This is a genomic window from Nocardia wallacei (assembly GCF_014466955.1).
GTDB lineage: Bacteria > Actinomycetota > Actinomycetes > Mycobacteriales > Mycobacteriaceae > Nocardia > Nocardia wallacei.
The window spans coordinates 5,756,532-5,778,417 of record NZ_AP023396.1; the positions used below are offsets into that span (position 1 = coordinate 5,756,532).

The 21,886-nt window shown below is 65.9% G+C and carries 26 protein-coding genes; 5 read left to right on the forward strand and 21 right to left on the reverse strand.

The genetic code is table 11. From position 1 onward, the window contains the following. Positions 1-427 precede the first annotated feature (427 nt). Positions 428-1,831, forward strand: a complete 1,404-nt coding sequence (locus tag NWFMUON74_RS25390) for an AAA family ATPase (RefSeq protein ID WP_187684296.1) — start codon at positions 428-430, stop codon at positions 1,829-1,831. Between the two features lie 34 nt (positions 1,832-1,865). Next, positions 1,866-2,282 carry a hypothetical protein gene (locus NWFMUON74_RS25395; protein WP_187684297.1) on the forward strand — a complete coding sequence of 139 codons (417 nt, stop codon included), beginning with the start codon at positions 1,866-1,868 and terminating at the stop codon, positions 2,280-2,282. Between the two features lie 160 nt (positions 2,283-2,442). Here NWFMUON74_RS25395 and NWFMUON74_RS25400 read toward each other — a convergent pair whose 3' ends face one another. The 20 genes from NWFMUON74_RS25400 to NWFMUON74_RS25495 form a co-directional block, all read right to left on the reverse strand. Beyond that, a complete protein-coding gene (locus tag NWFMUON74_RS25400; RefSeq protein WP_187684298.1) occupies positions 2,443-2,982 on the reverse strand; it encodes a hypothetical protein in 540 nt (179 codons plus the stop codon). A 141-nt stretch (positions 2,983-3,123) separates the two neighbouring features. Then, on the reverse strand, positions 3,124-4,722 hold the full coding sequence (locus NWFMUON74_RS25405) for a DNA cytosine methyltransferase (protein WP_187684299.1): 1,599 nt from the start codon (positions 4,720-4,722) through the stop codon (positions 3,124-3,126). Positions 4,723-4,870: 148 nt separating this feature from the next. Beyond that, the gene (locus NWFMUON74_RS25410; protein ID WP_187684300.1) at positions 4,871-5,575 is read right to left on the reverse strand and encodes a hypothetical protein; all 705 of its coding nucleotides are present in this window, start codon (positions 5,573-5,575) and stop codon (positions 4,871-4,873) included. Positions 5,576-6,309: 734 nt separating this feature from the next. Further along, a complete protein-coding gene (locus tag NWFMUON74_RS25415; RefSeq protein WP_187684301.1) occupies positions 6,310-7,155 on the reverse strand; it encodes a DUF5131 family protein in 846 nt (281 codons plus the stop codon). Next, entirely contained in the window at positions 7,152-8,171 is a 1,020-nt protein-coding gene (locus NWFMUON74_RS25420) for a helix-turn-helix domain-containing protein (protein WP_187684302.1), read from the reverse strand. Before NWFMUON74_RS25420 ends, NWFMUON74_RS25415 begins: the two co-directional genes overlap by 4 nt. 36 nt (positions 8,172-8,207) lie before the next feature. Next, positions 8,208-9,233, reverse strand: a complete 1,026-nt coding sequence (locus NWFMUON74_RS25425; RefSeq protein WP_187684303.1) for a toprim domain-containing protein — start codon at positions 9,231-9,233, stop codon at positions 8,208-8,210. Positions 9,234-9,238: 5 nt separating this feature from the next. Next, on the reverse strand, positions 9,239-9,601 hold the full coding sequence (locus NWFMUON74_RS25430) for a hypothetical protein (RefSeq protein ID WP_187684304.1): 363 nt from the start codon (positions 9,599-9,601) through the stop codon (positions 9,239-9,241). Positions 9,602-9,603: 2 nt separating this feature from the next. After that, positions 9,604-9,966: a hypothetical protein gene (locus NWFMUON74_RS25435; protein WP_187684305.1), complete on the reverse strand. Its 363-nt coding sequence runs from the start codon at positions 9,964-9,966 to the stop codon at positions 9,604-9,606. Positions 9,967-9,969: 3 nt separating this feature from the next. Further along, positions 9,970-11,718 carry a hypothetical protein gene (locus NWFMUON74_RS25440; protein WP_187684306.1) on the reverse strand — a complete coding sequence of 583 codons (1,749 nt, stop codon included), beginning with the start codon at positions 11,716-11,718 and terminating at the stop codon, positions 9,970-9,972. Between the two features lie 36 nt (positions 11,719-11,754). Beyond that, positions 11,755-12,120 carry a hypothetical protein gene (locus NWFMUON74_RS25445; RefSeq protein ID WP_187684307.1) on the reverse strand — a complete coding sequence of 122 codons (366 nt, stop codon included), beginning with the start codon at positions 12,118-12,120 and terminating at the stop codon, positions 11,755-11,757. A gap of 6 nt (positions 12,121-12,126) precedes the next feature. Continuing rightward, positions 12,127-12,483 carry an ASCH domain-containing protein gene (locus NWFMUON74_RS36325; protein WP_232110594.1) on the reverse strand — a complete coding sequence of 119 codons (357 nt, stop codon included), beginning with the start codon at positions 12,481-12,483 and terminating at the stop codon, positions 12,127-12,129. Beyond that, positions 12,483-13,112 carry a hypothetical protein gene (locus NWFMUON74_RS25455; protein ID WP_187684308.1) on the reverse strand — a complete coding sequence of 210 codons (630 nt, stop codon included), beginning with the start codon at positions 13,110-13,112 and terminating at the stop codon, positions 12,483-12,485. The genes NWFMUON74_RS36325 and NWFMUON74_RS25455 overlap by 1 nt, the downstream gene beginning before the upstream one ends. A gap of 40 nt (positions 13,113-13,152) precedes the next feature. Then, on the reverse strand, positions 13,153-15,213 hold the full coding sequence (locus NWFMUON74_RS25460) for an ATP-binding protein (RefSeq protein ID WP_187684309.1): 2,061 nt from the start codon (positions 15,211-15,213) through the stop codon (positions 13,153-13,155). Beyond that, positions 15,210-16,289 (reverse strand): hypothetical protein, encoded by a 1,080-nt coding sequence (locus NWFMUON74_RS36630; protein ID WP_187684310.1) that lies wholly within the window; start codon positions 16,287-16,289, stop codon positions 15,210-15,212. The genes NWFMUON74_RS25460 and NWFMUON74_RS36630 overlap by 4 nt, the downstream gene beginning before the upstream one ends. Beyond that, positions 16,286-17,068, reverse strand: coding sequence for a hypothetical protein (locus tag NWFMUON74_RS25470; protein WP_187684311.1), 783 nt, complete (start codon positions 17,066-17,068; stop codon positions 16,286-16,288). Before NWFMUON74_RS25470 ends, NWFMUON74_RS36630 begins: the two co-directional genes overlap by 4 nt. 158 nt (positions 17,069-17,226) lie before the next feature. After that, complete coding sequence (locus NWFMUON74_RS25475; protein ID WP_187684312.1) at positions 17,227-17,610, reverse strand: hypothetical protein; 384 nt, start codon at positions 17,608-17,610, stop codon at positions 17,227-17,229. Next, positions 17,607-17,957 (reverse strand): hypothetical protein, encoded by a 351-nt coding sequence (locus NWFMUON74_RS25480; protein WP_187684313.1) that lies wholly within the window; start codon positions 17,955-17,957, stop codon positions 17,607-17,609. The genes NWFMUON74_RS25475 and NWFMUON74_RS25480 overlap by 4 nt, the downstream gene beginning before the upstream one ends. Then, positions 17,954-18,166, reverse strand: a complete 213-nt coding sequence (locus tag NWFMUON74_RS25485; protein ID WP_187684314.1) for a hypothetical protein — start codon at positions 18,164-18,166, stop codon at positions 17,954-17,956. Before NWFMUON74_RS25485 ends, NWFMUON74_RS25480 begins: the two co-directional genes overlap by 4 nt. Before the next feature lie 137 nt (positions 18,167-18,303). Beyond that, complete coding sequence (locus NWFMUON74_RS25490) at positions 18,304-18,486, reverse strand: hypothetical protein (RefSeq protein ID WP_187684315.1); 183 nt, start codon at positions 18,484-18,486, stop codon at positions 18,304-18,306. Then, positions 18,483-18,734 carry a MerR family transcriptional regulator gene (locus tag NWFMUON74_RS25495; protein WP_232110595.1) on the reverse strand — a complete coding sequence of 84 codons (252 nt, stop codon included), beginning with the start codon at positions 18,732-18,734 and terminating at the stop codon, positions 18,483-18,485. The genes NWFMUON74_RS25490 and NWFMUON74_RS25495 overlap by 4 nt, the downstream gene beginning before the upstream one ends. Before the next feature lie 147 nt (positions 18,735-18,881). On the opposite strand from NWFMUON74_RS25495, the gene NWFMUON74_RS25500 reads away from it, so the two are divergent. Then, entirely contained in the window at positions 18,882-19,649 is a 768-nt protein-coding gene (locus tag NWFMUON74_RS25500; protein WP_187684316.1) for a helix-turn-helix domain-containing protein, read from the forward strand. A 3-nt stretch (positions 19,650-19,652) separates the two neighbouring features. Then, positions 19,653-20,123: an NUDIX hydrolase gene (locus NWFMUON74_RS25505; RefSeq protein ID WP_187684317.1), complete on the forward strand. Its 471-nt coding sequence runs from the start codon at positions 19,653-19,655 to the stop codon at positions 20,121-20,123. Here NWFMUON74_RS25505 and NWFMUON74_RS25510 read toward each other — a convergent pair. After that, a complete protein-coding gene (locus tag NWFMUON74_RS25510; RefSeq protein WP_187684318.1) occupies positions 20,100-20,669 on the reverse strand; it encodes an HD domain-containing protein in 570 nt (189 codons plus the stop codon). The genes NWFMUON74_RS25505 and NWFMUON74_RS25510 overlap by 24 nt on opposite strands. An 87-nt stretch (positions 20,670-20,756) precedes the next feature. Between NWFMUON74_RS25510 and NWFMUON74_RS25515 the strand changes: the two genes are divergently transcribed. Continuing rightward, positions 20,757-21,848, forward strand: coding sequence for a tyrosine-type recombinase/integrase (locus tag NWFMUON74_RS25515; protein ID WP_187684319.1), 1,092 nt, complete (start codon positions 20,757-20,759; stop codon positions 21,846-21,848). Positions 21,849-21,886: the final 38 nt, after the last annotated feature.

The window sequence follows — 21,886 nt, forward strand, 5'->3', positions numbered from 1 at the left end:
AACGGCAGTCTTAGCGATCTTGTTCACTACGCCAGCGTCGTTGGCTCAAGCCCAGTATCGCGCACCAACATCTACGCAGTTCAGATCCGGCATTCGCCGGGCCGGGCCTGCCTTGCTTCGTGCCAGAACGAGACTCCTCCGCCATTCACTGCCCGACAGGGCTGCCGAGAACTCGGTGGCTGAGCGTAGTTCCGCGTTGGCAGATCCAGGGCGACCTCCGCGTACCAGGACGCCTAAGAGTCCCCGCAGGAGTACCACGAGTGCCGTAGGGCCAGCAGCTAATCTACCGCCTAGCACGGGCTTCGAAGCCAACGACCGTCGTGGACTACAAAGATTTTTCTTTGCTTTCAGAGTTAGACTGGAAGAGAAAAGCATGTATAGTAGCCGTTCGGACTTAGCTCTGAGCTGTCACGACGAAGGACGAAACGTGCGTTTACGATTGGTTAATACCGGTACGGTCCGAGAGGCCACCGTGGACCTGCGAGACCTCGTTGTTGTCATGGGTTATAACGGTTCGGGGAAATCTACTATTGCGACAGTGCTTTATGCAGCAGTAAAATCCGCGTCAAGGGGTCGACGCAGAGGTCCGGTCGCAGGTTCTCAACGAAGCATCCGAGCTTCGAGAGCTATTCGTAGTCAGGGACGAGAATTTCGTAGGGAAGCCAACAGAATTCTAGAATCTGCACCGGAGCTTGACTACGATGAGTTCGCAAACCGCATTGTAGATGCTGCGGGTTTGATTTATCGATCGATTTTGCAGGAGTTTGGCGCTGCCTTAGCACATGAAATTGCCGCAGGATTTGGTTGCTCCGTCGAAGACCTGCCGACAAGGAATGTCCAAGGCAAGAGACTTCCCATGCGAATCATCGTGACGAGCGAAAATCCACAGTGGGCTGTTACACTTCGAGTTCGAAGGAAAGACGTATTCGTCGAAGCAGAAGTGCAATCCGAGATCACATTGTCCGACATCGACAATGACGATTATATCAGCTATCTGGCGGAGCGCGTTTCTACAAGCAAAATTCCACTGTCGTCGTTTATATCGGCCAAAATTTTGGACTATGTCTTCGCTGATATCCCTCCTGCTGCCCACTTCCTTCCGGCTGCCCGTGCCGGACTCCTACAGTCCCATCGCCTAGTTGCTGCAACAATGGTTCAGCAAAGTCCATTCATTGGTATCTCTGATCAAATTGCCTTGCCAAGCCTTTCCGGTGTTGTGGCAGATTTTGTCGCGGAAATTCTCTTGGGAGAAAGGAGGAGTGACCGCGCGTTTACTCAACTGGCTCGAAAGCTAGAGCAAACGGTACTCGGCGGGCGAGTAGAACGCTTGGGCTCCACATCAGAGTATCCCGAGATTCAATACTCGGACAGAACCGGTGACTACCCGTTACACCGCACGAGTTCTATGGTATCCGAGCTAGCCACCCTCGTACTTCTACTCAAATCTCATGTTTCTAGCGGTGAGCTGCTAATTGTGGAGGAACCCGAGAGCCATTTGCACCCTCGGGCCCAGGCACAGCTTGCAGGGGTGCTTTATGAGGCTTCCCAAAAAGGTTTGAAGGTTATGTTAACGACCCACAGCGACTACTTCGTCTCAGAGCTTAACATAAAGATATCCGAAGAAGGCTCCACGAGGAGTTCTGGTATCTCGAACGGTAGAGTGGTGGCATATTGGGCCAACCGCATTCCTGATGACGGTACACGGCTGGAAAAATTGCCGGTAGATCCACTTGACGGCATATCTCAAATGTCGTTCACCGAAGTCGCGGAGGCCCAGTATGGGAGGCAAGTCCAACTGCAAACCAACGCGGCAAAAAAAGCGGAGGAGTAAAGGCGGAGAATCCTTCCCTTGGTGCGATTGTTGCATGGTAAATAAGGTGCAGGATTCTGGCACCGATGCCAAGACCCCTACGGTAGACCGCTCAGGTGAAGATATTGATTGGCAGATAGCCTCTGGTACATTAATACAGAAGAATCATGACACCACTGGCAAATTGTGCGATTTTCTGGTATCGCGCGAGTCGAGGGATCGCGCCTACATTACCGTAGAACTGAAAAGTAGAGTCCAGGACGTCCGGTCGATTATTGAGCAAGTTCAAAATGGTGCAAATATTCTTAACCAGTGCGGCGAAGATTCTCAGCAGTTCTTCGCAGTTCTAATTAAATCCAGAGGCATCAGCCCGCACGCCTACAAAATCCTCAAGGCGGCCAGAATAAACTATAGGGGTAGAAAATTCATGATTCGTGTCGAAAAATCCGGATTCGATCTATCACAACTATGATTGTTCGAAACATGGATAACGAGCGGTCTCCCGTTGATTCGTCACCGAACGCAATCACTCATCTGTTTCTCAAAATTCTTCTCCACCACGGGCGTGTCGCCGATGTTCTGCCGGTGAAGCAACGGCCCCCGGGCGATCCGCTCCACGGTGGACGAGAACCTCACCTCGGCGATTGATCCGGCGTGCCGCACCGCCGCCGACGATCGGCATCGCGATCGCGAGCCCTGCCATGCCCTTGCCGGTTGTTGAGTACATCGACCACATCGCGGGTGCGGTACGCGCGCCGCTTCCCCGTGCTGCTGTCCTGATAAGAGGCGTGCTCATCAAGGAAGGCCCGGTACTGAGTGACGGTCTTCCCGTCGACACCCAACAACCGTGCTATCGCGCCGAGCGTCCGATACTCGTCGGGGTCGATGGGCATCTCGTAGGCCGCCGGCCGACGCTCGTCCTGCCAGCGGGCCAGCCACGCATCGACCGCAGCACTGTCGTACTCGCGGGCACGCGGGCCGCTGCCGGTCCGCGCACGCTCCTGCTCGGCGGCGGGGAAGTCCGGGCGTGTGGCCCAATGGTTCTGCACGGTTTGCAGGCTGAGATTGCGTTCCGCAGCCCATTCGGCGAGCGTGACCAGCCGTCGACTCATCCTCCTATTGTGGTTGCCTGCGTAGCCGATTCGGTGGCGGGAGCCGGCCGTCTCGATCACCCCGGTTCTCCTTCCCGTGTACGGGCCCGCGGCCGGCGTTACGCTGGCGGTGCCCTCCTTCGTGGGTGGGCGCCGGGCGGCCGGTATGTCCGACCGCGACCTGTCCGGTCGCGGGTTACCGGCCGCCCATCCCCTTGCTGGTTACCGGCTCCAGCGGTCGATGTCCTCGCCGGTGATCGCTTCGACCAACGCCGATATCAGGATCTCCGCGACCGGTGGCGTGACGGCGTTGCCGTACTGGCGGACCTGCTCGCGGTTGTTGCCGAGCACGGTGTATCCGGTCGTGAAGGCCATCGCGTCGCCGATCTCGCGGGGCTTGAGCATGCGGAACCGGACATCGTCGATCGTCGTTTCGCTGATCGCGTCGACGAGCGCGTACCGGTCTCGGGTGGACTGCGTCCCCATCGGGCGGTCCACCGGCCGCGCGGCACCGGTGCCGTAGTACGGGACCAACAACGCGTCCCGCAGCTGCGGCGGCACACCACCGGGAGGCACCACCAGGCCGTGATGGTTGCCGCTGGCGGTCACCGTGGCGAGGGCTTCGGTCACCGCGCGGGCGTCGCTGCCGCCGCCGCGTAGTTCGGCGACGAACGGCAGGAACGCCAGCGCGGTCTCCGCCCGTGTCGTCTGCACCCGCTGCGGCCACGTGGCCGGGCGGGCCTGCTTGCCGTCGCGGCCCTCCACCGGCACCAGCAGCGGCGGAATCATCACCCCGTCGTTCTCCCGCGTGGTGCGCGCCGCAAACGGCAGCGTCACCGGCACCGGGGCCTCGCGCCAGGTGCCGCCGGTCGGTACGACCATCGGCATCGACGCGTACCGGCGCAGCCCAGCCTTGATCCGCTCCATCGTCTTCGGCGCCAGCGGGCCGACACCGATGACCTCCTTGGTCTTCTTGTCCCGGAACGTCTTGATCGGCTTGTCCCCGATCCGCTCCCCCGGCTCACTCCAGTCGATCGCGGCGGCGGCGGGCATCGTCGGTGGCTCCACCACCGCGTTGCGGCAGCGCACGCGCGGGCAGCGGTAGTGGTACTGCTGGCGGTACCGGCCCATATCGCTGCCCTGGTTCTTGAACACCTGGAGCGCGGCCACCCACTCCTCGCACGTCGTGCAATACGCCAACGGCCGCAACCACTTCGACCAATCCGGCTCACGCCCAAGCCCGGTATCCCAATACGCCACATACAGCCGGTCGCGGGACTGCGGCGCCACCGGCGTGCGGGTCGGCTGGGCGTGCATCGAGTTCATCGCGATCACCCGCGTCCGGTACCCCAAGGCGCGGATCTCGCCCAGCCAGCGGTCCCACTGATCCCACGCACGGACCTCGACGACGTTCTCGACCACCCCGGCGCGGACCTTGCCGCCACGCTCGATCACTCCCCGCAGATACATCGGCACCTCTTCCATCAGCGCCCGGCTGCGGTCGGCCGCCTCGTCGCGTGGGGTGTCGAACAGGTCGCCCTGCATCGTCCGGTCGTAGTCGCGGGTCTTGCCGCGCGCTGAGGACCATTGCGGGCATTCCGGGCTCGCCCAGAACAGATCGGCCACGGGCCAGCGCGCGACCTTGTCCTTCGCTTCGCGGATGTCGCCCAGGTAGTGGTCGGTGTCCGGGAAGTTCGACGCGTGCGTTTCGATCGCGCGGTCCCAGTGGTTCGCCGCGCGGCTCACCCGCACGCCCGGCACGGCGTGCGCGCCCTGCGAGCTGCCTCCCGCTCCGCAGAACCAGTCCATCAACTCCAGCATCGCTGTGTCCCTTCCGATTTCGTGGGTGGAAGGAAGTGGTCGAGGTGTCCGGCCGCCACCACTTCCAATCAACAGTTTACCCGTTTTTAGTCAACAAACGACCCGCTTTCGAATCGAGTACTACTCCAATGTCCTTGATGCGTATGCGTCAACCTCGCCCGTTCTCGGAACCACGGTCCTGCTCGTCGTCGGGCGCGGTGAACGGTTCCTGGCAGACGCCGCACAGGATCGGCCCGGCGTCGATGGTCTTCTTGTGGGCGCGGACGCGCCGGACCGGTGAGCACATGCAGACCAGCGCGCGGCCGTTGCGAGCGGCCTTCTCTCCGTTCTCGTCGCCGCCGTCGCCGTCGTCACCGTTCCCGCCGGCGGGCTGGTGCTCGGATCGGCGGTGCGCGACGATCGCCGCCGCCAGTGCCGCGATCTCGCGTTCGTGCCGCGCCGCGGTCGCGTCCGGCACGACGGTGCCCGACCAGCCGCGCTGATTGTCGCGGGTCACGGTCAGCCCGAGTTCCTGTGCGATGTCGCGGAATTTCTTGTTGTGGTAGGCGCCGGCCCGGCTGGTGTCGGTGACGCCGCGCGTCTGAGCGATGCCGTGCGCGGCTTCGTGCAGCAGTGTGCCGAGCACGTCCCGGGCCCCGAATGCGAGACCTTCACCGCCGACGAATAACTCCGGCAGCACCTGCTGACCGTGCTTCCACCGGTCCGGCCCGAAGTGACCGAGCTTGAGCCCGCGCCGGCCGACCGACCCCGCGGCCATTGTCACGACCACGTCCGGGATATCCGGGTATCGCGCACGCAGATTCGCCCACACCGATTCGATTGCGGCAACCAAAGAGCCAGCGATGGCAGTCATCGCACCCTCCCAGAATGTATTGATGATTACGCGTCAATTCTACCGGAATAGCCTGCTCAACAACAGATTTGATGGTTACGAATCAGCCGGAATTTGAGGCGTAAGAATCAATTTGATTTGAGTCATACGCATCAATTCAGCGTGGGCCGATCTCTCCTTTGTGGTCCTTTCCCCATCTCCCGGTCTACATGCCCGGCGAGCCGATTCCTGATGCGTACGAATCTAAACTATCCGCGCCCAGCCCGTCACCTCCCTTTGTGGTCGATGCTCGAAAACTGCGCGACCGCGCCACGTCTTGACCACGGCACTGAGCGCGTCCTGACGCGCGAACACGCATCCGCAGGATGCGCCGATATGCCAACGCGCCCAGCTCTACCAACGCGACGTACGCACCCAACCCCTCCTTTGTGGTCCCTCTCTTGTGGTCTCTACTTTGTGGTTCTCCCTCTTCTGATTCCTTTCCTTCCCAACTGTTTGGTGGTGGTTTCCCCCTCGCCCGGCCGACACTCTCTGTGAACAGCGAAGCCACAGAGAGTGTCGGCCGGGCGAGGGGGAAACCAGCGCCAAACACCCACGTCACAGGCTTAGCCGATCGGAATCTGATCGGAAAACCATTCCGATCCATTCCGCATTCATTCCGAAACGATTCCGCATTGGTTCCGCATCGGAAATCGTTGCTGGACACAGCAATAGGCCCGTCCGGCAGCTGCCGGACGGGCCTACGTGGTCGTGGTTTAGCGGGTTCGGAGCGGCGGCATCTCGTCGTGGATGCGGTCATCGAACACGCGCCCGTTCTGTTTCGGAGTCCGGCCTCCCCACTGCTTGAAGAAGAACGGGATACCGGCGTCGGCGCAGTCGTCACGCAGGTCACGCACCCATTCCGGCCGCATCGGGCGGGCACCCGGACCAGATTCGCCGCCTACGATCACCCATCCGATCGCTGGCGCCGGTGCCCAGTTCGAACACGGTCCCCTGCAGCCGCATTCGCTGCGGTCCGCGTCGTCCGGGCGGCGGCAACCACAACGACCGGGGCACTCGTCCGAGTACAGGTGGCCGACCAGGTCGAGCGGTCCCAGCAGCGGCTCGCACGACAGGAACCGCACCGCGGCCGGGATTCTCACCAAATGCTCGACCCTGGTCACAGCATTCTGGTTCTCCACCGAGACACCCATCCACAGGTTCGCCGGCCACTCCATCCGCTCCGCCAGTCGGCGCGCCCGCAGCGACCGTTTCGTGAGCACCTGGTAGGTGTGCTGCGGGGTCTCGCGGATCACGTCGAATACATCGCGGGTGAACACCTCCGGCACGTGGGCGTGGAACAGGTCGGACATGCTGTTGACGAACACCAGCCGCGGCGCCCGCCACCGGCTCGGAATGTCCAGGGCCGCAGGGTGAATCGTGACGCCGAACCCGGGTCCGGAGGTGCGCGGGTCGCCGTCGGCCTGGTATTTGGGTGCGCCCATCGCTTTGAGCCGTTTCGCCATCGCCATCGCGTAGCAGTGATCGCAGCCGGTGCTGACGCGGTCGCAGCCAGTGACCGGGTTCCAGGTCGTCTCGGTCCATTCGATCCCGGTGCTCATGCAGTTGTCTCCTTGTTCGCTGTCGCGGTGACGACATGCAAGCTGCGTCCGGCGTCGCTGCTGTCGGGGGCGGTGGCGCCCTCGGCGACGATCCGCGCGACGGTGGAGTGGTGCAGCCCGAACGCCTTGCCGACTTCTCGGGTCGACGACACCCGTCGGTACATCTCGCGAATACGGTTGTCGCGGTCGGCGTCGCTGCCGTTGTCGATTGCTGTCGTGTCCTGTCGCGATGACCGTTGCGGCAGTGGCGCGCTGTCGAATCCTGGTCCGCCGCTGTCGCATGACGTGTCCACTGCGAGGGTGGGCATGCTCTCGCGGTGCTGCGGCGGTGCGTCGTTCACGGTGGTGGTCGCCGGGTGGTGTTCGCCACTTTCGGAGAGCAGGGCGAAGCCGCAGGCGACCATGAGCCCGTCCAGTACCAGGGGACCGACTCCGGCCCCGACCTGTCCGTATCCCCAGCTGTCGAGGACGTCGTGGACGTGGCCGTAGGAGATGACCGCGGATCCTGCGGCGACGGTGCCGACGCCGGCGTAGCGGGCCAGCAGCCATGCCAGCCCGGGGCGCCACCGCACCCGGGACAGCACTTCGACCGACAGCAGCAGGCACACCGGCCACACCGCCGACCCGACTTGCGGTGCGACACCCGGTGCCCAGCCCGGCGGCATGTGATCGGCGGGAAGCCACGTGTGCAGCCAGTTCATCACGATCGAGAACACAGAGCCGAACACGAACCCTGCCCACGCCACGAACCGGCCACCACGCGGTGCGTCGCCGGTGTCGCTCGCGCGACGGGATTTTCGACGGTGCGGCGACGGCGCGACAGCCGTGTCGCCATGCATCGCGTCGGCCGCCATTCCGTCGGCAGTCTTGGTGACCGGTGCCGCGGCGATTGTCGTTTCGTCAGTAAGGCGCTGTGGGTTTGCCTCGACCGATGCGACGGGGGCTGTCGCGAGCGACACCGGCTCGTCGGCTGCTCCCTGCGCGGCGGCGGGGTGCTGGCCGTTGGAGATGGTCATCGGGGTCCCTTCTTCTTGTGGTCTGGCCGGTATCCGTCACCGGGTGCGGGCGGTGAATCGCTGCCGCGGCGGGCCGTGGTCTCGTTCGGGTGGTTGACGGAAGTGCCGGTCCAGGTACGGCAGCGGGGCCAGGTCCTCGATGCGGTGGCCGCTGTCGAGGTGGTCCGTGAGGTCTTTGCCAGCGGCGGCTTGCAGGACCCGGATCTCTCCGACGTGGCCGTGCAGGGTTTCGGCGACTTTTGCGGCGTGCCGGTACCCGACGGGGTCGCGGTCGGCGACGATGATCACCCGGCCCGCGCCGTGCAGCCATTTCGCGTGGTCGTGGGTCCATTTCCCGGCACCCATGGCGTTGCAGGTCGCGACCTGCCCCGCTGCTATAGCGCGGTCGACGTCCTTCTCGCCCTCGCAGACGTAGATCTCTCGGCCGCGTTGGACGGCGTCGATGAGTTCGGGGAGCCGGTACGGGATGGGCGCGAATCCGGTGTGTTCCCAGTCGGTCCCGGTCCATCGGGCCTGCCAGAACCCTTTCGCGTAGCCGTGCTGGTGCGGGGTCTGCATGCGGGTGACCGCGCCCTCCACCCGGCCGTCGGGCCACCGATACAGCGCGGTATCAACGGTCTCGGCCGGCCCGGTCTGCTCCCCCAGCTCCCGCCGCGCGGGCGGCGGGAGTCGGGCGTAGTCGATCGCCTTGTCCACCAGTGACTTCCGCGACCGCTGCTGCACCGGCTGTGCCGGTGCGTGCCGCTTCGATGGCTGCCAGGTGCGGCGGCGGTCGTCGCGTTCGGGGAGCCGGTCCCACAGGTCGCGCACCCGCAAACCGATCTGCTGCAGCACGTCTTCGTCGTCGCAGCGCGCCCAGCAGCGCACGATGGTCTTGCCCTGCCGGGCGTCGTAGCGCACGCCGAGACTCGGGTTGTGGTGGCCGCCGTCGCCCTCGTGTACCGGGCACAGGTAGTTCGTCCACTGCTCGGGGTTGCGCGGATACGGGGGCGGGCCGACGCGGCGGGTCAGCGCGTCGGTGACGATCTCGTAGGAACGGCCCTGCTCGTTGTGGTCGCGCATGGCCGTCACCGGGTTCTCGGGATCGGTGACCGGGCACGCTCTCGGCCGGTGAGCTGGCGGGCCTGGTACTGGCTGCGGTGCTCGGCATCCGACAGCCCGGCGTCATGGCCGTGGGCGCGCTGGTCCTCGACGCGGTCGAGGAACTCGGTCATGACCGCGGGATGCTGCCGCCAATCGGCGTACGCGGTCTTGAGGTAGGCCCACTGGTGGCCGTGCGGACCGAACAGCCACCGCTTGCTGATCTCCAGCTCCGCATCCCGGTCACGGTGCCGATCCTCGCCGGTGACACCCGGCGTCTCGGCGGTCCGGCGGAGGCCGATCACAGCGGCGAAATCCGCGCGCATGGCTTCCTCGTGCTCGCGATGCATGACTATCGGCCTCTCTCGGCCCTGCTGCGGGTCCGCTCGGTCTCCACGAGCCGACCGGCCTGCTCCACGCTGCGGTACTGGACGTCGGTGAATCCGCCGTTGTCACCGGTGGCGCGGCCGTGGCGCAGGTTTTCGGTCAACCGGCGCATGGTGTCGGGGCGGTCGCGCCAGTCGTGGTAGGCGTCATCGAGGAACTGCCAGTGCTCGGCGTGGGGGCCGTTCAGCCACCGCTGGTTGTACTGGCGGCTGTGGTCGTAGAGGGCGTCCATCTGCTGCTCGGTCACCCCGGACCGATAGGCGGAGTGGTTGAGTTCGACGCGTTCGGCGAACTCGCGGCGCATCGCTTCTTCGTGTTCGCGTTCCATGGGTTATCGGCTCCTTTCGATGCCGTTGCGGCCCGGCCGTCCGTGCCCGTTGCCGCTGCCGTTGATGTGTTCGGTGACCGCGTCGCGGGGCATCGGCTGGGTGTTGCCCAGCTCCTCGTCGGCGGCGATCCGTGCCGGGCTGCCGTACCGGTCGTGTTCGGGGGTTTGGCGGGCGAGTTTCTGCACCGCTTCGTCGCGTTCGGTTTTGAACCGGTCGCGTTCGGACTTGTAGCGGTCGCGGTCGATCTGCACCTTGACCAGGCGTAACCCGTTCTGCCGCAGGTCTTCCAGTTCCCGGGTCTGGCGCAGGTTCGTGTTCTTCAGCGACTCCACCTGTGCCTGGGCGGCCTCCCACTTCCGCTTGTGGTCGTCGCGGTCGGCGGTGACCGCGTCCACGCCGCGCTGCAAGATCTCCGCGCGCCGTTTCAGCTGATCGCGTTCGGCGACAACACCTCTCAACTCCGCGATCTGCCGCTCCAGCTCCGCCAGCCGATCCGCCTGCGACCCGCCCGCCGCAGCGGGCGGCATAGGTGCGGCGCCGTCGTCCCGTTCCCGACCGGCCGCAGCGGTGACGGCGCGCTGGCGGGCGGGGTGCCCGTTGGTCTGCTCGCGCCAGGCGGTGACCTCGTCGGTGACGAACCCGCTCGCGCCTTCGACGGTGAACAGCGGCTCCTCGCTGCCCCGCTCGGTGGCGGTGACCTGGATCGGGTGATCCGGGCCGGACGGCATCGCGGACACGGTGCGCGCCGCCCAGGCGGCGGCGTCGGCCTCGGTCGGGTGCAGCCCGAGCCGGTGGTGGCCGTCGACGGTGCGGACGGCGGTCTCGATGCGGGAATTCGCTGCGGCGGTGTTGAACTCGCGGGTGATGTCCTCCTCGGTCAGTCCCGCCTGCTTCGCCCGCGCCGCGGCGGTACGGCGGGCTGCGTCCAGCTCCGCCCGGCCGTCGGCATCCGCGTGCGGGGAATACCAAGTCCAATGCGCCTGCGCCAGCCGGATCTCCTGCACCGCCTCGGCCTGCTCGCCAGTCAACGGCGCGTCCGCGGCCCGTCGCTGGTTCGTGCCGGGCGGTGACGGCGTACCGGTGGTGGTTTGCACGGGGCGAGTGGCGGTCTCGGCGGTGACCCTGTCTCCGGAGTCCGGGCCGTTGCGGCGCGGGCCCGGCGCCGCGTGACTGTGCTGCGGCGGGGTCCAGGTCACCTGCGGCGGGGCGGGGGGACGCTGGTAGGCGGGCTGGCGTTCGATCCCGGCGGCGGCCTGGGCGCGGGCGACCTGCGCGCGGTAGCGCAGGGCATCGATGCCCTTCACCTTCCGCGCCGGGCCGAACAGGTTGCCCAGCTCGTACTCGGGGAAGCGTGTGGCCGCGGCCAGCCCGTCCAGAGCGATGCCCTGCTCGGTCGTAGTGAGCGCGTTCGACCGCAGAATGCGGTCCTCCATGTCGCTGTAGCGGCGGCCCAGCGCGGTCCGGTCCTGCTGCCGCTGCCCGGCGTCGGTGCGTGGATCGGCGGCGCGGGCGTTGACCTCGGCGGCGTAGCGGCGGTAGCCGTCGAGCATCTTCGCGGTGCTCTGCAACGCCATGCGCCGCATCTCCTCCTGCGCGCGCAGCTGCTCGCGCCACTGGCGGCGGATGTCCTGCTTGATCCGGTGGCGTTCCCGCCACGACACCGCCTGCGCCAACTGCAGCAGCGCCTGCCGCATCGAGACCACAAAACGGGAAGCCTCCCGCCCCATCTGGTCCATCTCGTTATCCGACATCTGCGTGAATTCCTTTCCTAGATTTGGGATTTCGGGCTATCGGGTGCGTTCGATCCGCCGATGACCGCGGCGGGTTTCGAGCTCGGCGGCGGCCTGATCGGTCAGCTTCAACCGGGTCGCGTGCCGGGCGCGGGCGACGGCCAGCTGTTGCTGGGCGCAGTCGAGTTCGCTTGCGGTCATCTCCAGCCCGTGCAGCACCGCATCGGTCGTGACCACGGGGTCGACCGGTTCCCCGAGGTTGTCCACCGCCAGCGCGGACGGGTGCGCCCGCAGCTGCCCGTACTCGCGGCGGATCTCGGTCACCTCCCGCCGCAGCTCGTTCAACCGGTCATCGACACCGTGCAAGCGGTCGTACAGGTCCGCCGGCGCGGTCCGGATCGGGTCGAAGTCGTTGTTGCTCATGGTGTTTCACTCCTGGGTTGTTTCGAGGTAGCGCCAGCTGATGCGGGTGACCTCGGTGGTGGGGGTACAGCCGCGGTGGGTGCGGCAGAAGAACGCGATGAACTCCTCGCGGCTGGCGTGCGGGAATCCTTCGGCGGTCACATCGGCGGCGGTGATCGCGTCCAGGCGCTCGCGGCGCACGCTGGTCACCTCTACCTCGGCCAGGCGCACCAGCGGCTCGCCGGGCTTGCGGCCCATGACTTTCCGGCACAGCGTCACCCGGTCCCCGGGCCGCAGCACCCGCCAGCCGAGGCGGCGGGTAACGGTCTTGCTGCGGTCGGTCACCTGCGGCTCGGTCAGCGACACCGACATCAACCGCGCCATCAGCACTCGCCGTCCTCGACCGCGGCAGCGGCGCGGGTGTTCTCGTGCCGGGTCCGCGTCGCGGCGGCGCGGCGGGCGAGCCACTGCACCGCCCCTGCCAGCACGCGGGCGAACGCGGCGCTCAGGTGGCCGACACCGGTCACGGCGGCGGCGAGGACATGCGGCAGCGGCGGGCGCAGCGCGGCGTTCCACCACAGGTAGGCCAGCCAGCCGACGCCGTACCCGGCGACCGGGATCAGCACCGGCGCGGGCTGCCCCCACCCGGCGGTCACCGCGACCGCGACCACAACAGCCGAACCGGCCGCGGTGCCGCGCACGACCGGGACCAGGCTGCGCCGATACTCCGGCAAACCCACCACCACCTCGGCCACCTGACCGCCGTCGCCGTCACCGGCATCGGCATCGGGGTTGTCGCGGTGTGGGACGGGCCTGATCGGCGCCGGGACGGCGGGCTCGACCGGCGGCGGGAGCTGGGCGGCGTGGCGGTCGGCAGCATCGCTGGCGGCAACGAGGTAGGCGCTGATCTCGTCGGCGAGAATGTCACCGAGCACCTTCGGGTCCTGCGACTGCTGGCGTCGCTGGTTGCGGTCGTTGTTGTCGTCGTGGTCGTCGTTGCGGATGATGCGCATGACGTTGTGCTCCAATCGGATTCGGCGAGTGGTGAGTGGGTTATGCGGTCGCGGCGGCGTCGCCGGCGACCTGGGTGCGGGTGGTGGCTTGCGCGGCGGCGGGGGTACCGGGCAGCGGCGACAACTTGCTGGTGTCGAGGGGGACGACGTGGCCGAACCAGGCGCGGCCGGCCTTCGCGTACACAAACTCGCCGGTGTCGAAGCGGCGGACCCGGTCGGGGTCGACCAGCCACTTCTCCCCCACCGACACCTGGCCCTCGTCGCCGTGGCGCTGGCCCTTGATCAGGTGCCGTGACGGCAACATGGAACGCACGGACCCGAAGTGCTTGCACAGCTCACCGACGTTCTCGCAGTAACCCAGCAGCACCCCGCCCGCGCACGCCTTCAACAGCCGGTTCAGCGACCACTGATCGGGCGCGATGGACTCCGGTGACTGCCCGGAGAAGATCAGCGCGACCCCCTGGGAGCGGCCGCGTTCGGTGATGTCCTCCAGCCCGATCGACCCCTTCTTCGTGGTCAGCGCTGACGCTTCGTCGAGGAACACCGTCACCGAGCGGCGCTCGTCGCGGGCGGTGCGGCCGGCGTGCTGCATCACCATCCGCAACGTGGCGCCGACCTGGGCGCGGGCAGCGTCCTTGTCCAGGGCGGGCACGGTCATGAACAGCATCGACAGCTCACCGATCCGCTTGCCGCCGTCGAACACCACCTGTCCGTCGTGGTCTTTGAGCTGGTCGAACAGATTGCTGCACTTGATCAGCGCGTCATCGATCTGCGGGACCTTCTCCTCCTGCATCGCATCGACCTGCCGCACGACATCGGGTGCGTTGCCCCAAATGTCCTTGAGCTTGTCGGGGTGCAGCCGCTCGAGGAACTCCGCCGAGCTGCGCGGCGGCCCGATCGGCGCGTCCACCACCAGCGCCGCGATCCGGGCGCGCATCCCGTCGAAATGCTCGCCCTCGCTCGTGGTGGCTTCCGCACCGCCGCTGAGCAGCTCCTCCACGATCGCGCGCAGATCCCGGGCGGGCATCCCGGACCAGATGTCGAGCTTGTCGCCGCCGGGCACGACGAACCCGATCTCCTCGCGGGGGATGCCGAGCGCGAGCATCGCGGCCAGCATCTCCAACCCGAGATTGCGGTCGTCCTCACCGCCCTTGCAGGTAATCAGCACCAGCTGCGGCTTCGGGTGCTTGACGGCCATGCCGGGCACGTCTTTCCACCGCTGCCACGCCAGGTACTCGTAGCAGAACAGGCCGATCCCGTACTTCTTGATCGTCTCGGTCTTGCCGCTGCCGGTGGTCCCGAACAGCAGCTGATGCCGCTTCGCGTCCCGGTGCGGCACCGCCAGCCACTGCTCGTGGCGCGTGGTCAGCTCCCGCCACAACCCCGCCGGCCGCGCCGTCGCCCGATCCGCGAGCGTGCCGAGCACGATCGAGGACCCGGCGCTGTGCGGGGCGCCGAGCTTCGCCGCCCGCGCCGCGGCCCGGAACTGCTTGACCGCCAACGCATCCTGCACCCGCTCCGTACGACCCAGCGACTTCAACCCGACCGTGTTCGTCTTCAACACGAACTTCGCCCAGCAGTACGTGCCCGCCAGCGCCGCCACCGGCACCCCGAGAGTCAGCATCAACCGCAGCCCGGCCAGATCACCGGCCGCGACCTCACACGCCCCCGTCCAGAACAAGCTCAGCGGGGTCGACCACGAACCCCCAGCGACCGCCGACAAGACGGGCAGCATCAGCGCGCCGATCGCGAAGTTTCGCAGCCGGTGCGGCGACAACGGCCACCCCGCCGCCACACCGACGATCATGACCAGCATCGCCACCACGACCAGCCCGCACACCAGCGACGTCCCCGCCACATGCGCGGCCTGAGAGATATCGGGCAGATGCCAGCCGTCGACGTGCGCCACGACCGGATCGGTCACCTGACGCACCGGCTCCGGGGTGCCGGGCGGCGCCTCGGGATGCACGGCGAACGGATCGAACACCATGCCCGCGTCGGCGCCGTCCGGCCCTGCCGGGGCGGTGTCGGGAGTGGTGGGAGTAGTGGGGGTGGTGTGGCAGTCGCCGGGGGTGATCAGCCACTGGCAGTTATCGGTCATGATGCTTCCTTGGAGATGTGAAGGACGGTGCGGGCGTGGCGATTTGCCTTCCTGGCCTCGCGCACGGCGCGACGTTCGGTGAGGAATTGCTGCCACTGCTCGTCGAAATCGCCGATCGCGAACAGCAGTTCGGGCAGGTCGAGTTCGGGCGGGATGCGGCGGCGCGCGGCCTCGACCGCGGCCATCACCGATGTGGTGCGGCACAGGTAGAGCACGCCGGTCATCCGCTGCGGCTCGGCGTGGATCGCGGCGCGGAACGCGCCCTGCATCGCGGTGTCGAGATGGCGGGGGTCCTTCTCGGTCAGCTCGACCTCCAAGGCCCACCAGCCGTAGATGCCGTCCACGACGCCGAGGAACCAGCCGTCATGCACATGCGGGCGACCGGGTCGCGGTTCGCGGCCGGTGCTGACCTCCAGCACCGCCTTCCCGCGCCGCATCTCCTGGCTCCGCAGCCGGACACCGGCCTGGTGGCGCAGCACCCGCTCGGACACCCACAGCTCCGGATCGGAGCCGACCAGCATGATCCGGGCCTGCGCCACCGCCCGGTAGTGGTTGGCGAACATCAGCGGCGGCTGCCACTCACTGGGCCGCCACCCCAGATAGCGGGCGGCGACATCGCGGCGCGGCCACACCCAGGCACGGCCGCGCTGCACCTTCGCCATCGACACCTGCCCGTTGTCGACCAGCAGCTTCGCGATCGCGTACGCGCTGGACTCGTAGACGTTCAGGAACTCCGCCAGCACATCGATCTGCATGCCGTGCATGTGCGACAACCCGCCCAGCACCTGCGCCTGCCGCTCGGTCACCTGATCCGACCGCGGCCCCGGCAGCACCCGGCCCATCGACCCGGCCGGCACCCCGATCTCCGCCGCCACCTCCGCCGCGCTAAACCCCTGCGCTCGCAAGGCGGCGGCCTCACCGAGGATCTGCTCGACCTTCCGCAACGGGATCCCGAGCTGCTCGCGGATCGCGGTGTAGGACAGGCCCGCATCGCGCAGTCCAGCCACGATCCGTACCCGATGCCGGCGCTCCAACGCGGCATACCGGTCCGGCCGGTTGTTCATGTTGTGGTTCATCGGGTGCGTTCCCTTCGACTCGGCCGCACCGGTGCGGCCTCGCGGCGGGCAGCGATGTCACGGCGCGCCTGCACCGCGACCGCGCCCATGGCCTCGATCTGCGAAAACTGCTGTGCTACCGGCTGTTTCGGATCGGAGCGGGTGTAGGCGCGATCGCGCTGCACGGTGCGGTCGGTGGTGCCCAGCCGTTCGGCGATCTCTTGGGCGGACAACCCGCGTTCGGTGAGTTCGGCGACCTGGTCGCGGCGTTCGTCGGTCGTCGATCGCGACGTCCAGCGGGCCCGCACCGGCTTGCCTCGCGGGTCGTCCAGTGCGGCTTCGTCCCACTCGAACGGCAAAGCCCAGCCGCTGCGGCGGCCCTTCGCCCGAGCCCGCTCCGACGGCCCGGGAAGGAACTGCAACCGGTCGAACAACTCCTTGACCTGCCGATCCCGCGCCGCCAGCACCGACTTCCCCGCTTGGCCACCGCGGTAGTTCTTCCCGATCAGCGCCTCCATCGCGCCACTGTTCGACCGCATCCCCAACAGCCGCGCCAAATGCGCACGCGGATACCCCGACGCGATCAACGCCTGAACCCGGCGCTGCGCACCATGGATCGGAACCAACGCGTTCTCGGGTGTCACATCGGCGGCCCGCTCGGGCACCTTCACCGCGAGAATCGCCGCCTCCACCTCCGCGGTCACCCGCGCCTGCGGGTCACGGGCCACCCGGCCGACCGTGACATGGTCGACACCGGCCAGCCGGGCCACCTGCGCGAAACCCAAACCCGCCGCCTGCAACCGGCCAATGTGCTCGCGTGCCGCGTCCGACTCAGCGGGCGATTGCGGATCCCACCGGCCATAGGCGATCTGCCGATTCCGGTACTGCTTGTAATGGCGCCGGCACATCCCCCGCGCATAACCCGGGCCGCCGCAACCGCAGCTCAAACGCTCGCCACTCATCGCGACCGCCCCCGCTCCGCGCGTCGCGGCTGCTGAGCGCGACGAGCGGCCAGATCAGCGCGGGCCTGCTCGATCAACTCCCGCATATCCGCGGCATCGATCCCGCGCCGCTCACACGCGGCCGCCGACCGCACCCACCGCGCAATCCGCAACGAATCCAACTGCGCCGCAGTCGGTTCCCGCTTCTCCCGCGTCTGCTGCGCGTCGTAGAGATACGCCTTCCGCCAGCCACGACCGCGCACCTGCGCCTCGTACTCCGCTGTCGGGCGCTTGTTCTCCGCGTCCAACTGCCGCCACGTCCGCAAATGCCGCGGCGCCATCCGCCACGGCCACGTCGGCAACCCGAACCGCCGACCCTCCGGATCCAAATAGGCGCTCACCGCGACCGCCGCCCATCACGAGCCGCGCACCGCTCCCGTGCCTCGGCAAGCTGCTGCGCGACGGCCGCCTTGGCCTCGGCCCGGATCTCGGCCGCGCGTGCTTCGCCGTACCGGGTTACGAGCAGGCGATCCCACGCCGCACGGCTTTCCGAACCGACCTGCTGCCTGGCCTCCAGGGCGTAGGTGTAGCGATCCCGCTCGAACCGGTCGTTCCTGAATTCCTTCGCCTCGCTGATGTCATGGGCAGCGTCTCCCATGTCGCGCAAGACATCCCAGACCGCATCGAGCCGCTGGTACTCGGCCTCCAACGCCGCAACCTCATCGCCGCTCTTGCCCGTTGCGGTCATCGCGCCACCCCCGGCAGTGTGGTCGGAGCGACACAGTCACCCGACAACTCCGCCCGCGTGGCGAGCTGGTCGTGGCGGCAGATGTTCGGCGACGGCCCGTAGTCCGGCTGCGTCACCATCGCCGCCGTGCAGCCCGCCATACCGACCAGCAAGGCACCCACGAACAGCACACCGGCCACGGCCGGCGGCAACGCGGTCAGACCCCGCAAGAACCCACCGACCAACTCACCGCCACCGGAGAATTCCCGGCCATGCATCGCATGCGCAGCGTTCCAACCAGCCGAGCCAGCGCCCGGCGCGAACCGGCCGTACCCGGAAACACGCGGGTCCTCGTGCGAAAACAGCGTCATCGCCGCCACCCCCGCCGACGCCACGCATGACCACCTGGGCCGAACACCCGCACCGCGATCAACCCGACCACCAGCACCGGCAGCACCACGCCGAACACCAGCGCACCCACCACGCCCGGCTGCGAATACACCGCCGCTGCGGCGACCAATCCGACAAGAAAAACCGACCGAGCCCTCATGACACGCCTTCGTGCTTCCCGGACGCCATGACGTATTCGGCTCCGATCGGCTGCGCCAACGCGCGCACAGCGCTTCGGCTGACAAACAACAGCCTCGGCCCTTGTCGATATCCCTCCAGAAGCTCCCGATCGATCCATCGACGGATCGTTTTCGGGTGAACTCCACCCGCCAGCTGAGCGGCGGCACGCAGAGAGATCAGGTCGTCTGGCAGCTGGCCGGACGACGCGGCTTTCACCTTCCTCGGCATGTGTCCTCCTGTGACTAAATGCGTCTTGATGTGTTGGGACACAGGAAGATTCGCTCAGACAGGAGGTACGACATCACCCCACAGCGGGACTTGTGCGGACGTCTCCGAGACGGCTAAGATGTCCCTAGACGTCCCAGGGAGGCCACCATGCCGAACGACCGATTGCGCGACGCACTGCTTCGCAGCGGACTCACCCCCGAAACTGCTGCGGAATCGCTAGGCGTAAGCGCGAAAACCGTCGAACGCTGGGTGAGGAATGGCAGGATTCCGTACCCGAAATATCGCTACCAAATCGCCGCACTCGTCAAGGAGTCGGAGCAGTTCCTCTGGCCTGATGCAATCAGCGCGGAGCGCTCGGCTGAGGTTTCGACGTCCGAAGTAATCACCGTCTATCCACATCGCCATGAACTCCCCCGAGACCTGTGGCTGAATCTATTCGATCAGACGGAACAGCAGTTGGATATCCTCGTCTACGCGGGCATGTTCCTGACGGACGACACCTCACTCTTGAAGAAGCTGAAGCAGAAAGCAAAGCAGGGCACTCGGGTACGAATAATGCTGGGCGATCCGGACTGTGACCAAGTTGCTCAACGAACTGCGGAAGAAGCTATCGGAGAAGGAGCCATAGCCGCAAAAATTCGCAATGTGCTCGCATTCTTCAAGCCGGTCTTCGGCGAGCCTGGTATAGAATTCCGACTCCACAGCACCACGCTGTACAACTCAATTTTCCGTTTCGATGATCAGATGATCGTAAACATGCATGTATACGGCCGGATGGCACCGCAGGCCCCTGCAATGCACCTGCGGCAATTGTTTGAGGGCAGCCTGTTCGAGGTATACGCAGAGAGCTTCGAGACAGTATGGAGCGAAGCTAAGCCGCTTGAACAGAGCCAAACATCGACGGCGAGGAAGTGAAGCATGGCTCGAACGGAATACTACAACGATCCCAACGCACCGCAACCAAATAGCATTGTCGTCGCGGCAACCGCTTTTGTTCTCAACGAGAATCGGCAAGTGTTGATGATTCAGCGCAGCGACAATGGCCGATGGGCTATACCTGGGGGTGGTCAAGATTTTGGGGAGACCATCGAAGAAACCGCAGTCAGAGAGACACGAGAAGAGACCGGTATCGACATCGAGATCACCGGCTTAGTGGGCATCTATTCCAACCCGAACCACGTGATGGCGTATACGGACGGAGAAGTCCGCCAACAGTTCTCGATCTGCTTCCGAGCGCATCCAATCGGCGGTCAGATGCACACTAGCCCGGAATCACCGAACGTCCGATGGGTCGCCCAGTCGGATTTGGATGAGATGGATATACATCCGTCCGTGCGCCTCCGTATCGATCACGGATATGCCGACCTACCTCAGCCTTATCTCGGCTAGATCGAATCCTGCTATCCGCGATTCAGTTCGCTGCACCGCTGCGGAAAGCTCGGCTCGTGCCTCATTGATAAACTCATAGACGAGAGTCCCTGCCCCATACCGTGACAGAATCTCTGCGATACGCTGATCAATAGTGAGTAGCTCACCATCAGGACCAGTGGTCATGTCGCAATACCAGAGAGCATCACGCAAGGGCGAGTCCTCATCAGCGAAGACAGACAACTCTTTGCCTAAGCCTCTCATTCGCGCTTCCCGAATAGCACAAGAATGCCGCGCGACGAGAAAAACTATCCTGTCATCCCATCCCAAAGAGCGCAGATACACCGCACCGTCCAGGGGATGAAACTTCGTGGTCGCTAGTGGCGGCGCGTACCCGATATCGTGAAGCCAGCAGGCAGCAATCAAGGTCTCGCCTTCGGCGCCAAGGGCTGGCGCGATTCGCGTACCCTGTCGAGCGACACCGCTGACGTGCCGCCACCGGCGCGGTAGATCCTCAGCGAGACGAGCCTCAGCGAGTATCCGGGCGTCGCTCACAAGTTCACTCATCGGACTGACGCTACCTCGACACTCAGACTGCGAACATAGGCATCGGGACTCTGCGGGGACACGGTGACGCAGGAGGGAGCAGTAAAGATGGGTTGGGCCGAGAAGCTGCCGAGCGGCCGATACCGCGGCCTCTATCGGGACAGGGAGGGCCGCAAGCGCAGCGCCGGCATCTTCGCGACCAAGGAGATCGCGCGACGCAAGGCCACGGCCAAGGAGGACGCGGAGCGGGAGAACCCCACGCGGCCAGTCCCGGCGCTCACCTGGGCCGACTGGCTGCCGCGGTGGACAGCTCAGCGGACCGTCGAAGAAGGCACCCTGTCGATCGACAACAGGCGAATCAACAAGCACCTCAAGCCCAAGTGGGGCCCGCTGCTCCTCACCGAGATCACTCAGCCGGACATTCAAGAGTGGGTAGCGAGTCTGCCGTTAGCGCCAACCACGGTGGACAAGTGCTACCGGCTCCTCAGCGGCTCCCTGAAGGCGGCAGAGCGAGCCGAGCTGATCCCGCGAAACCCGTGCGTCGACATCAAGCTTCCGAAACCAGGCCCATCGCCTGAGCGCTACCTCGAGGACGAGGAGTTCGCCGCCCTGCGGGATCCGCTCGAACCATTCGATCAGCTCGTGGTCGATGTCCTTGTCGGAACAGGCATGAGAATGGGTGAGGCCCAGGGCCTGCATAAGGAGCACGTCGACCTCAAACGCAAAGTCATCACCGTGGAATGGGCTTGGGACAAGGAGTCCCGGAGGCTTAAGGCGCCCAAGGACCATGAGCGCCGGGCGATCCCGATCGGCGACACTCTCGCGCAGACGCTCGCGGCGGTCATCAAACGTGACGGGCTCGGCGAACCGGCGCCGGTGCGATACTCCACCGGTCGATCCGTGCGGACTGGCCTCCTGCTCGCCCACACCGACGGTCGGCCATTCGATCAGGACAACTTCGGCAAGCGATTCCAAGCGGCACAACGGGTCGCCTGGGTCGGCGAAGGCGACGACCGACGCCGACTTGGAAAGGTCCGGCCGCACGATCTCCGCCACACCTATGCCGGCCGCCTGGTGCGCGCCGGGGTACCGCTGCAAGCGGTCCAGAAGCTCTTGGGGCACGCCTCGATCCGGACCACCCAGCGCTACGCCAGCCTCGCCGAAAGTCAGTGGGAGAACATCCGAAATGTGCTTGGCTGACGCACCCGTGCCCCACGTTTGCCCCACAATCATCGGCA

Coding starts and splice junctions, on each gene's coding strand:
- NWFMUON74_RS25500 (WP_187684316.1), top strand. CDS start 18,882: ATGCCGAACGACCGATTGCGCGACGCACTGCTTCGCAGCGGACTCACC.
- NWFMUON74_RS25440 (WP_187684306.1), bottom strand. CDS start 11,718: ATGTCGGATAACGAGATGGACCAGATGGGGCGGGAGGCTTCCCGTTTT.
- NWFMUON74_RS25460 (WP_187684309.1), bottom strand. CDS start 15,213: ATGACCGATAACTGCCAGTGGCTGATCACCCCCGGCGACTGCCACACC.
- NWFMUON74_RS25480 (WP_187684313.1), bottom strand. CDS start 17,957: ATGACCGCAACGGGCAAGAGCGGCGATGAGGTTGCGGCGTTGGAGGCC.
- NWFMUON74_RS25490 (WP_187684315.1), bottom strand. CDS start 18,486: ATGAGGGCTCGGTCGGTTTTTCTTGTCGGATTGGTCGCCGCAGCGGCG.
- NWFMUON74_RS25425 (WP_187684303.1), bottom strand. CDS start 9,233: ATGCGCGACCACAACGAGCAGGGCCGTTCCTACGAGATCGTCACCGAC.
- NWFMUON74_RS36630 (WP_187684310.1), bottom strand. CDS start 16,289: ATGAACCACAACATGAACAACCGGCCGGACCGGTATGCCGCGTTGGAG.
- NWFMUON74_RS25435 (WP_187684305.1), bottom strand. CDS start 9,966: ATGGAACGCGAACACGAAGAAGCGATGCGCCGCGAGTTCGCCGAACGC.
- NWFMUON74_RS25445 (WP_187684307.1), bottom strand. CDS start 12,120: ATGAGCAACAACGACTTCGACCCGATCCGGACCGCGCCGGCGGACCTG.
- NWFMUON74_RS25410 (WP_187684300.1), bottom strand. CDS start 5,575: ATGACTGCCATCGCTGGCTCTTTGGTTGCCGCAATCGAATCGGTGTGG.
- NWFMUON74_RS25430 (WP_187684304.1), bottom strand. CDS start 9,601: ATGCATCGCGAGCACGAGGAAGCCATGCGCGCGGATTTCGCCGCTGTG.
- NWFMUON74_RS25515 (WP_187684319.1), top strand. CDS start 20,757: ATGGGTTGGGCCGAGAAGCTGCCGAGCGGCCGATACCGCGGCCTCTAT.
- NWFMUON74_RS25415 (WP_187684301.1), bottom strand. CDS start 7,155: ATGAGCACCGGGATCGAATGGACCGAGACGACCTGGAACCCGGTCACT.
- NWFMUON74_RS25495 (WP_232110595.1), bottom strand. CDS start 18,734: ATGCCGAGGAAGGTGAAAGCCGCGTCGTCCGGCCAGCTGCCAGACGAC.
- NWFMUON74_RS25405 (WP_187684299.1), bottom strand. CDS start 4,722: ATGCTGGAGTTGATGGACTGGTTCTGCGGAGCGGGAGGCAGCTCGCAG.
- NWFMUON74_RS25420 (WP_187684302.1), bottom strand. CDS start 8,171: ATGACCATCTCCAACGGCCAGCACCCCGCCGCCGCGCAGGGAGCAGCC.
- NWFMUON74_RS25395 (WP_187684297.1), top strand. CDS start 1,866: ATGGTAAATAAGGTGCAGGATTCTGGCACCGATGCCAAGACCCCTACG.
- NWFMUON74_RS25510 (WP_187684318.1), bottom strand. CDS start 20,669: ATGAGTGAACTTGTGAGCGACGCCCGGATACTCGCTGAGGCTCGTCTC.
- NWFMUON74_RS25455 (WP_187684308.1), bottom strand. CDS start 13,112: ATGCGCATCATCCGCAACGACGACCACGACGACAACAACGACCGCAAC.
- NWFMUON74_RS36325 (WP_232110594.1), bottom strand. CDS start 12,483: ATGGCGCGGTTGATGTCGGTGTCGCTGACCGAGCCGCAGGTGACCGAC.
- NWFMUON74_RS25505 (WP_187684317.1), top strand. CDS start 19,653: ATGGCTCGAACGGAATACTACAACGATCCCAACGCACCGCAACCAAAT.